7 protein-coding genes and 1 pseudogene are annotated in these 9,026 nt (G+C 44.2%); 1 reads left to right on the top strand and 7 read right to left on the bottom strand.

The features are described 5' to 3' along the window. On the top strand, positions 1–140 hold a 140-nt coding region (locus EI161_RS12205), incomplete at its 5' end, for an IS1 family transposase (protein ID WP_192528726.1). Positions 141–201: 61 nt separating this feature from the next. On the opposite strand, the gene EI161_RS12200 is transcribed toward EI161_RS12205, so the two are convergent. The 7 genes and pseudogenes from EI161_RS12200 to EI161_RS12170 form a co-directional block, all read right to left on the bottom strand. After that, positions 202–1,671: a phospholipase A gene (locus tag EI161_RS12200; protein WP_192524826.1), complete on the bottom strand. Its 1,470-nt coding sequence runs from the start codon at positions 1,669–1,671 to the stop codon at positions 202–204. Positions 1,672–1,981: 310 nt separating this feature from the next. Continuing rightward, the gene (gene dsbD / locus EI161_RS12195) at positions 1,982–4,144 is read right to left on the bottom strand and encodes a protein-disulfide reductase DsbD (RefSeq protein WP_192524707.1); all 2,163 of its coding nucleotides are present in this window, start codon (positions 4,142–4,144) and stop codon (positions 1,982–1,984) included. 63 nt (positions 4,145–4,207) lie between these two features. Further along, entirely contained in the window at positions 4,208–4,780 is a 573-nt protein-coding gene (locus EI161_RS12190) for a protein-disulfide reductase DsbD N-terminal domain-containing protein (protein WP_225735376.1), read from the bottom strand. Between the two features lie 226 nt (positions 4,781–5,006). Further along, the gene (gene gspG / locus EI161_RS12185; protein ID WP_413038394.1) at positions 5,007–5,522 is read right to left on the bottom strand and encodes a type II secretion system major pseudopilin GspG; all 516 of its coding nucleotides are present in this window, start codon (positions 5,520–5,522) and stop codon (positions 5,007–5,009) included. A 501-nt stretch (positions 5,523–6,023) separates the two neighbouring features. After that, positions 6,024–7,226 carry a type II secretion system inner membrane protein GspF gene (gene gspF, locus EI161_RS12180; protein WP_192524706.1) on the bottom strand — a complete coding sequence of 401 codons (1,203 nt, stop codon included), beginning with the start codon at positions 7,224–7,226 and terminating at the stop codon, positions 6,024–6,026. Between the two features lie 230 nt (positions 7,227–7,456). Next, positions 7,457–8,584 carry a hypothetical protein gene (locus EI161_RS12175; RefSeq protein ID WP_192524705.1) on the bottom strand — a complete coding sequence of 376 codons (1,128 nt, stop codon included), beginning with the start codon at positions 8,582–8,584 and terminating at the stop codon, positions 7,457–7,459. Between the two features lie 280 nt (positions 8,585–8,864). Next, positions 8,865–8,969, bottom strand: a pseudogene (locus tag EI161_RS12170) (zinc ribbon domain-containing protein); the annotation flags it as partial. Positions 8,970–9,026: the final 57 nt, after the last annotated feature.

Raw genomic sequence — 9,026 nt, 5'->3', positions numbered from 1 at the left:
GTATAGAGGGTAATAACTGTCGCCTTAGACACCGATTAAGACGAGCGGTTAGAAAGACTTGTTGCTTCTCAAAAAAGCTTGATAATCATTTTAAAGTGTTTGATTTGGTGTTCTTTTACATCAATTATGGCTACGTCTGATGCCAGCATACTTTTTAGAACACCACCGACGCATGAACTATTATCAAGGTATATGCTGATATTAGAAGCCTTTCCAATCATTGAGCACGATACCGAAGCCAATAGAGGTGTTTTCATGATTGTAATCGATGATGGACTCGCCATAACCTTGGAATAGCTGCACAAAGCCATTGACGTTTTTTGATAAGGGATAAATATAATCAATTTGCGCCGCCCCTTTATTGGTGCTTGGGTTGTAGCGTAACGTACCACTCAAGCTCTGCTGATCTGGTAGATCATATAAGAACTTGACATCGCCATAACCCATGAAGTCCTCAATATCTGGATTATCATCGCTATCAGCGTTCTCATTTTTTACTCGAGCCCACAGACGCGGTATCACTGACAGCTTGCCCCACTCAGCCCCTGCCATCAAATAGGCACGATTCCATGAGCGTGATAACGGATCGTCTTGCCCGTTTGAGTGGTGGATAGCACCTGCGCCCAACATGCGTAGACGCCCACCAAAAGGTAAGTCAGCGGTCACCGGTTGGGTCAAAAATATTTCGGGTTGATAATCAGTGGCGCGAAATGGACGAGAGTTGTCTTCGTTATAGACTTGCCAATGCGACTCTTGGGTATAACCAAACCATAAATCAGCACTGGTATCGAACAAATCTTCTGCGACTTTGGTCTTTAAAGACAACTGGAACTTTAGCTCAGTATTGCGCACATCGTTAGACGTAAAAGACTCTTTGTCTTGTGATGGCGTATCGGGACCTAAATTAGGATCAAAAGTGTAAAATAATGGTAATAGATAGGTCGGTCGATGCGGTCTTACCGTCCATGTTCCACGCTCGCTGTTTTTATCCAAGTCATAAGACAAACTCAGCGGCGTAAATTTTTCGATATCAGTTTGGGTAACACCGACATCCTCTAATACCTTTGCTTCTCTTGTGGTCAATCCAATGGTATCCAAACTCTCAGAAGTCGCTGTTTGGCTGACATCTGGATCAGTAGAGTCATTACTGGCATCAGCAACGATAGTGGAGTTTTCTTCTACAAAAACGAATTGCGGCTTACCTGAAATAGTGGTCTTAAAGGTTTTGGCCAAATCTACTGACTGTTTGTTCATCGTATAGCTTGGTGTCTTACCTTGCTCAGCGACTTTATCAAAACAAGCCAAACGCGCAGCGCTAGTCTGTACATCCGTACATTCAAAAAACAGCTTGGCTTGCTGGGCGACAAATTCCTTGCTAACGACTTTAGCAGGTTGAGCTAATGGATCAGCACTGGTTAACGACTCATCGCTATCCTGCGTTACTTCATAACCTTCGTATTCGAACGCCGCTTCTGATGGTAGTAATTCATTATATTCTTGATCATTATTGGCAGCTTGTACTTGTAACGCCGTACAACTCAGCGCGATAACAATGCCCATGCGCAGAGGAGTGTACATACTTTGACGGAAGGTCCATTGCGGGCTGTCAGCTTGACCATTCACTGCAATATTACGCTGTGAATGACGCTGAATAGTATAATGAGCAAACATAGAAATCCTTTGTCTACTGACATGATTGCCAGCAGAGTATATAAGATAGTTAATATAGCTGTTAGCGTTATCGCTAAAGAAATAAGTATCAGTAAAGATAGATAAATCGTAGACATCGAAGACCGTAATGACGATCTGTAATCAGCCTGCGATATTGTTACTTTATTGTAATGAAAATATAGATAGTATACTAGCCTTATCGCTGCATAATAAACAGGTAAGTAGGAATAAGTAAAAAGCCAACATACCATGAATCGGTATATTGGCTTTTTTGTCTTGAGAGGATAAGACTAAAATTATCGGCTTTGCATCATTTATTAAGTGCGGTCAACGTCTGCTCAAACTCCTGACGACCAATTTCACCCACTTGTTTTTGAGTTAGCTGCCCGTCTTGGTAATATAACAGTGTCGGCGGCCCAAATAACTTATAGCGCGCCAAAATAGCTTTAGAGTCAGCCGTGGTCTCAGTGATATCTAATCTCACTAACTGCCAGTCTTGCATTTGCGCTGGGCGATTGGTAAATAAGTTTTTATCCATAATACGGCATTCAATACACCAGTCAGCGGTCAAATCAACCAAGACTTTAGGGTTAGCAGCGGTGATGGCATCCAATTCTGCTAGCGTCGTAATGTACTTGTCTGAGGCATTGCTCGCGTTATTGACACCGCCAGCTTGACCGTCTGCTGGTTGCATGAGCATCGGAGCAGCACTCAACGACTCTAGCGGATGCAAGCTATCGTCATTACCAAGCGCCGCACCAATCACCAAACAAGCCGCCCAAATCCCAGCGATAAGCCCTAAAGCTTGAGTCAGCATACGCGCTTTACCCAACCAGCTCCATGCCCATGTTGCCACCACCATAAACCATAATGCCCAAACCAAGAGCATCACTGGCGAGATAAACACCCGCTCAATCAATAACAATGCCACGGCGAATAGCAGTAAGGCAAAACCTTGCTTGACCCAGTTCATCCACTCGCCAGCCTTTGGCATAATTTTGCCTTGAGTTGCCCCAATTAAAATAAGCGGCGCGGACAAACCAAAACCGAGCATAAATAAAGCGGCAAAACCAAGTAGCGGACTGCCTATTGTCGAGACGGCAAGCAATGCACCAAATAACGGCGCGGAGACACAAGGTGAGACGACCAATGCCGATAGAAACCCTGCGACTAAACTGCCGCCTGCACTGCCCATTTTACTATCACCAGCTTGGCTTAAACCCTGCATCTTACTGGTGATAAAATACGGTAGACGAATCGTAAACACCTCTAGCATATAAAGAGCCAGCAAAACGAATATTACCGCAAAGCTAATCAAGATTATTGGATTTTGTAGCCAACCAATAATTCCTAATGATTCACCAAATACTGCAATCACCGCACCTAGGATGCCGTAAGCGATAGACACCCCTATCGCATAGCTAGTGGTTAAGATAACGCCTTTTTTGACCGTTGGATTTTTTTGACGAGCGACGATATTAGCAACAATCGGCAGCATCGGTAATACGCATGGCGTTAGCGCTAAGCCCAAACCGGCTAAAAACAATAAGCCCAGTGCCAACCAAGGGTGCTTGGCCAGACCAAATGGATCACTTTCTTCTAAGTCATTGGCGGCGGCTACCGTATCATTAGCCGCACTATTATTTGATACTTCGGAGTCTGCGCCAGAAATAGTAGTGGCGCCTGTTAACTCACCTTCTAAAGAATCATCTTCGAGTAAAGCATAGTCGACCACCTCATCGCCCGACAGTCCTGATTCTGTATCCAAACTATTTTCTTCAAGGCTACCTGCTTCAAGGCCTCTTTCTTCAAGGTTATTGGCTTCAAGGCTACCTGCTTCAAGACTATTGCCATCCGCTGCATTTAGCGTTTCTGATGTTGCAGCAGCAATATTAACGGTGGTTTTAATCTTTTCTGGCGGATAGCAAAGCCCAGCTTTGGCACACCCTTGCCACCCAATCACTATCCCTGCATTGTCCACCACTTTGCCATCGGCACTGGTCAAGGTAGTGCTCGCGACCATATTGACTTGATCAAATACGGGCACTTTGCCAAAGGTGGGATCATCGATTAAGACAGGCGATTGACTAAAGGTAAAAGGTGCGGCCTTCACACCAGCAGGCAATGTGAGTTTCAGCTGATCTTTATAAACATAATGCTCTGGAGTAATATCAAAGTTAATCGATAAGCGCGTCCCAGATTTGGCAGCTTTAGTGCTGCTACTCACTTGAAACGCTTTGTCCACCGATAAAAATTCCGACTGCGCAGCGCTTTGATTGTTACCAAACAAATCCCCCAATCCTGCCGCCTGCGTGGTCATGGTGGTCGCGGTCAGCCCTGTCAGTAAAGAGCTGACCGCAATAGCAAATGCCAATAAATAAGACTTTTTTGCCGGTTTATTTACCGTTAGTGATGGCCTGCTTAATGATGCCGTTTGAACTGACGAGATGGTTTTTGGTGTCTTAATGGACATGAAACGCTACCTATTTATAACTGCTATTTAAAATTACTACTGACGGCTTATTTATGTACCCGCTTATTTGCGTGTGGCAATATTGAGCGTGGTTTTAATCTTTTCTGGTGGGTAGCACAATCCTGATTCTGCACAACCTTGCCAGCCAATAACAACCGGCACATTTTTTGCCGCTTTGCCATTTTTAGTCGTAAGAGTCGTGGTTGCTACCATGCTTTTTTGGGTAAACACAGGCACTTTACCAAAGGTTGGATCGTCAATAGAAACCGGCGACTGATTAAAAGTAAATGGGACGGCGCTGATACCTTTGGGGAAATTTAAAGTAAGCTTATCTTTATAAACATAATGACCAGGTGTAATATCAAAAGCGATCGATAAACGCGTGCCCTTAGACGTTACTTTAGTAATGCTGTCCACTTGGAACGCTTTATCGACTGGCAAGAATTTAGATTGTGCTGCATTGTTATTACCAAATAATTCGCCCAGACCTGCAGCCTGCGTTGGCATGGAGGTCATTGCCAATGCTGCCACTATTGAGCTACTGGCAATAGTAAGTGCATAAAACTTTTTAGCAGCACCTTTATTTTTGTTGGCTGGTTTTGATGTTAGCGCTGATGTTGGCATTGTGATAAACATAGGGTTACCTCTGATGGCTTCAATAACTGATTTTTATAAACGATGCTTTTACTTTGAACTGAGCATATTAAACAATGATATTTCAATATATTCATAAAAAATATCAACCAATAACGCCTTATTGGTTGATATATAGATATCACTAGAAGTGCTTTAACCAGTAGGCGGTTTACTTCTCAGCAGATATAGCGCCCGTAACGTCTCCGAAAAATTATCGGGCTAGCGCTTATAGCTTGGCATAAATGTCGGCATCCTGACCTTCGCCACCTTGCTGTCCATCAGCGCCCAGAGAAAACAAATCATAAGGGCGGCCTTCACTACCTGGAGAGACATACTGAAGCTCATTCTCCCAACCATCTGTTGGATAGTCACCTTTAATATAGCCGCCGTCAGGATAATTTTTGGCTTCCGCAGGCGGCGTGGTCAGTGCGTCTAAACCTTGTGCTGTCGTTGGATAGCGACCATTGTCAGCTCTATATTGATCTAATACATTAGATATTGAGGACAAGGTTATTTCAGTGGTCTTTATCCTCGCTTTATCACTCTGTCCCACTATGTTAGGCACCACAAGGCCAGCAAGAATCGCCAAAATCACAATGACGACCATAATCTCAATCAGGGTAAAACCAGACTGGCTACGCTGTACAGATGCTGCCATCTGTTTACTGCTAGCTGCTGAAAAGGTTTGAGTGGTGGTTTCTGAGCTTGGTAAAGTGGTGTTTACTTTGGTCTTATTAATCATAATCGTCGCTTTTATTATCACAGTTATACCTGAATATTGAATTAACAATGAAGTGATTGCAACTATAGACGATGATTTTATTTTTATCCACCACTGCCATAACATTATTAGATATGACTGTTAGCACTGAGATTGCAAACTCAAGGTAGCGATATTTAAATATCAATACTTAGGGCATGTCCTCAATCTGAACGAAATCAACTAAATGGGCTAAAAATGGCTAAATCTTGCCAAACTGTGTCAAATAGCTGGCTAATATCTTGATATTATCTGTGCTATTTTCCTTGTTTGACTGCAATTTATCTCATTTTTATCACCATTTTCAAAATGAGGACACGCCCTAGTTGAAGCTCACTATAGCCTAATGCTGGATTTAGCGAAAGAAGAAACAGGATGTGGTCAATAATCTACAACAGTAAGCAAAACTTAAGAAACTTAGCTAAGCTTTAAGTCAGATTGCTAGAATATTTAGATATTTGCCGATTGCATTGAGGACACACCCTAACCTGCCAAATCATTCATATTAACAATGGGTAGCATCACCGCCATCACAATAATCATCACTATTACGCCCATCAATACCAGCATCAGCGGCTCAAGTAACGACAGTAAAGTGCTGATAAAGTTAGTGGCTTCGGCTTCCTGCATATTGGCGGCGCGACTGAGCATATTTTCCAGCTCTCCCGAGTTTTCACCACTTTTAATCATTTGTACCATCATTGGCGGAAAATAGGCAGATTTTTCTAATTGACTCGATAGGCTCGAGCCTTCGGTGACCCTATCAGCAGCGGTAATGATGGTTTTTTGAATATGTAAATTGGTCGTCACCGCAGCGCCAATATGTAACGCTTCAATCAACGGCACGCCTGAGCGTACGAGTATCGCCAGTGTACTGGCAAAGCGCGCCGCATTAAGCCCTTTTGATAATCGCGCCAGTACTGGCAATCTTAGTACCGTGCTGTCTATGGCCAATTTACCGGCTTGCGTCTGGGCAAAACGATAAAATAAGAAGGCCGTCCCTGCCAATACCAGTAGCATCAGCCACCACCACTGGGTAATGGCGTTCGACATCGCCAGAACGACCTGGGTAATCAGCGGTAGTGCTTGCTCAGACTGTTCAAAGACTTTGACAATTTTGGGCACCACAAAGCTCATCAAACCCATAATCACACAAATTGCCATCACCATCAGCACAATCGGATAGACCATAGCAACTTTAATTTTATTTTGTAGGGCAAAGCGGTTTTCGGTGTAATCGGCCAGCTGATTGAGGATTAAATCTAAATGCCCTGATTTCTCTCCAGCGGCGATAGTAGCAATGTATAGCGGTGGAAAACTCGCCGCTTGCTGCAACGCTCGCGCTAAACTCAGGCCTTCTAATACATGCGAGCGCACGGCGAGCATGAGAGATTTGATATGGGTTTTTGGCGATTGCTTGGCGACAGCTGCAAGTGTTTCCTCTAATGGAATACCAGCAGCGAGCAATACCGATAGTTGGCGGGTGAGCAGTGCCAATTCATAAGCAGAGGGTTTTTTATGGCGGTTTTTATCTTGGTTTTGTCGATCATTGACCGCGCTAACTTCAACAGGCGTCCATTGTTTATCACGCAGTTGCTGACGTACTTGGCGCGCAGAATCGCCTTCGAGCAAGCCTTTTTGGACACTGCCGCGATCGTCAAGCGCTTTAAAATGATAAGCGGGCATAGCAGCAGATATCCTAAGACGGCCAATGAAAAAAGGTTATAAATCAGGATTTCAAAATATAGTCAGTTCAATATAAAAGCGATACAGCGGGGCTGGAACACTTTCGTTTAAAACATAAGTTTTGCAGCCTCTGTCTGCGCAGGCACAGCACGCCAGAAAGTCTATACCAGTTCCGCATCAAAATAGAATCTATCTGTTTTATTTGGAATCGACTATAGACAGTCAACGATTTAGAAAAGCGGCGTAGAGTCGCTACTATCTGGCATTATGCCTTGTAATAGCAACACATCTAAATGCTGTTGTTGCAACTTTTTATCAAAGTCATTGACCTCTGCTATCAGCATTCTTTCGATACGCTTATCGCTGGCAAAGACGCTCAATCGGGCACAAATCACCGCCAATTGATAAATACGTTTTTTACAATAACCATCCAGACCTTGTAGTAGCCTCACCATATGCGGGGTCTCAAGACTGGCATAATCATAATCGGCAACCACCTGCTGACCCAGCGCTGTGACGCCATAACTAATAGATAGATGGGCGCAGAAATAACAACTAAATAAGTAACCAACCACGTGACCAATATAATAGCCGCGATCATAAGTGAAGCTACTAACCCCAAAGTGCCCGAGCACATAACCGTTGAGACTGCCTTGGTCCAAAACAGGTTTGCCGTTTTTGAGCTTGCCGACAGTGGCAAAACACAGTGGGTTACGCCCATCTTGTGTAGTCAGCTGCCACCCTGCCGGTTGTTGGGCTGGCATATGACGCACGATATCGGCAATAATATCATCGACCACATGTAGCTGCTGCCAGAGACGCTCTAGCCCATCAGTATCCATCAAGCCACGCTTGTCGAGCTGCTGAGCCAGCAAGTATTGCTGATATTCTGCGAACTGTGTTTTCAGCGTTTGTACCAAGTAAGTGGGACGCGTAGCAGTGGAGGCTAGATATAGTAGCCGAGTACGCTCATGCTGGGTATGATAAAGCGCCACACGCTGCGCGGCGACATTGGTCTCGCTGGCAGTAGTGTTTTGCATGGTCGTACTGGTGTTAGGCAGCTCACCGCCTGTTTCAGTAGCAGCTTTTTTGGTGGCAGTTTCTTTGATGACAGCGTCTTGAGTGACTGATTTTTCAGTATCTGGCAAGGTAAAAAGCGCCAAAAGCATAGCTTTATCAGGTGTCTCAACCACCTTGTCTTTTTGCTCACTTTCGCTAAGACGTTGGTTATCTTTAACCTGGTCTTTTACGCTGTCTTTAGCGTTAGTTTTATTCATATTGCTTTGTTCTTTAGCAGACGCGGTAGAGCCTTGGTGACTACTGGCTTGTGCGTTCGGCTTTGCGGTCGGTTCAGTCATAACATACCATCAGCAGCAAAAATAAACATCATCTAAGCCATACGATATAACTGCCATATTGGCAGATATAGGGCGTTCAAAACAAACGCTCACGCTTAGATAACTCATCATTCCATAGTACCTGAACACAAGCACATTGTCAGCTGCACATCGTCAAAATACTGTCAGTCGAAACTGGAAAGAATCGCTCTATTAAAATCGAAAACTCACGATCGAAAAATAAAAAAAGCGTTAAGGAGGCAATGGCAACCTGAACGCTTTTGTTGACTTCCTCCCCTCCCTAAACGGAGGGGATTCCTACCGCTAGACGCTCAAGCCCGAGCGCAAGAATGTTTTTTGCCGCATTAACATCGCGGTCATGAGTCACACCGCACTCGCAAAACCATTATCGGGTAAAAGGGTTGTGTTGCCACAATCCTCTCCCCTAAGAACCGTACATGAA

The sequence above is a fragment of the Psychrobacter sp. FME5 genome (assembly GCF_014861375.1).
Taxonomy (GTDB): domain Bacteria; phylum Pseudomonadota; class Gammaproteobacteria; order Pseudomonadales; family Moraxellaceae; genus Psychrobacter.
The sequence above is the reverse complement of the archived record's forward strand: the minus strand, read 5'-3'. Positions and strand labels throughout refer to the sequence as shown.

Bases quoted from the DNA above. Each gene is read 5' to 3' on its own strand.
- EI161_RS12200 (WP_192524826.1), bottom strand. From the start codon at position 1,671: ATGTTTGCTCATTATACTATTCAGCGTCATTCACAGCGTAATATTGCA.
- dsbD (WP_192524707.1), bottom strand. From the start codon at position 4,144: ATGTCCATTAAGACACCAAAAACCATCTCGTCAGTTCAAACGGCATCA.
- EI161_RS12190 (WP_225735376.1), bottom strand. From the start codon at position 4,780: ATGTTTATCACAATGCCAACATCAGCGCTAACATCAAAACCAGCCAAC.
- gspG (WP_413038394.1), bottom strand. From the start codon at position 5,522: ATGATTAATAAGACCAAAGTAAACACCACTTTACCAAGCTCAGAAACC.
- gspF (WP_192524706.1), bottom strand. From the start codon at position 7,226: ATGCCCGCTTATCATTTTAAAGCGCTTGACGATCGCGGCAGTGTCCAA.
- EI161_RS12175 (WP_192524705.1), bottom strand. From the start codon at position 8,584: ATGACTGAACCGACCGCAAAGCCGAACGCACAAGCCAGTAGTCACCAA.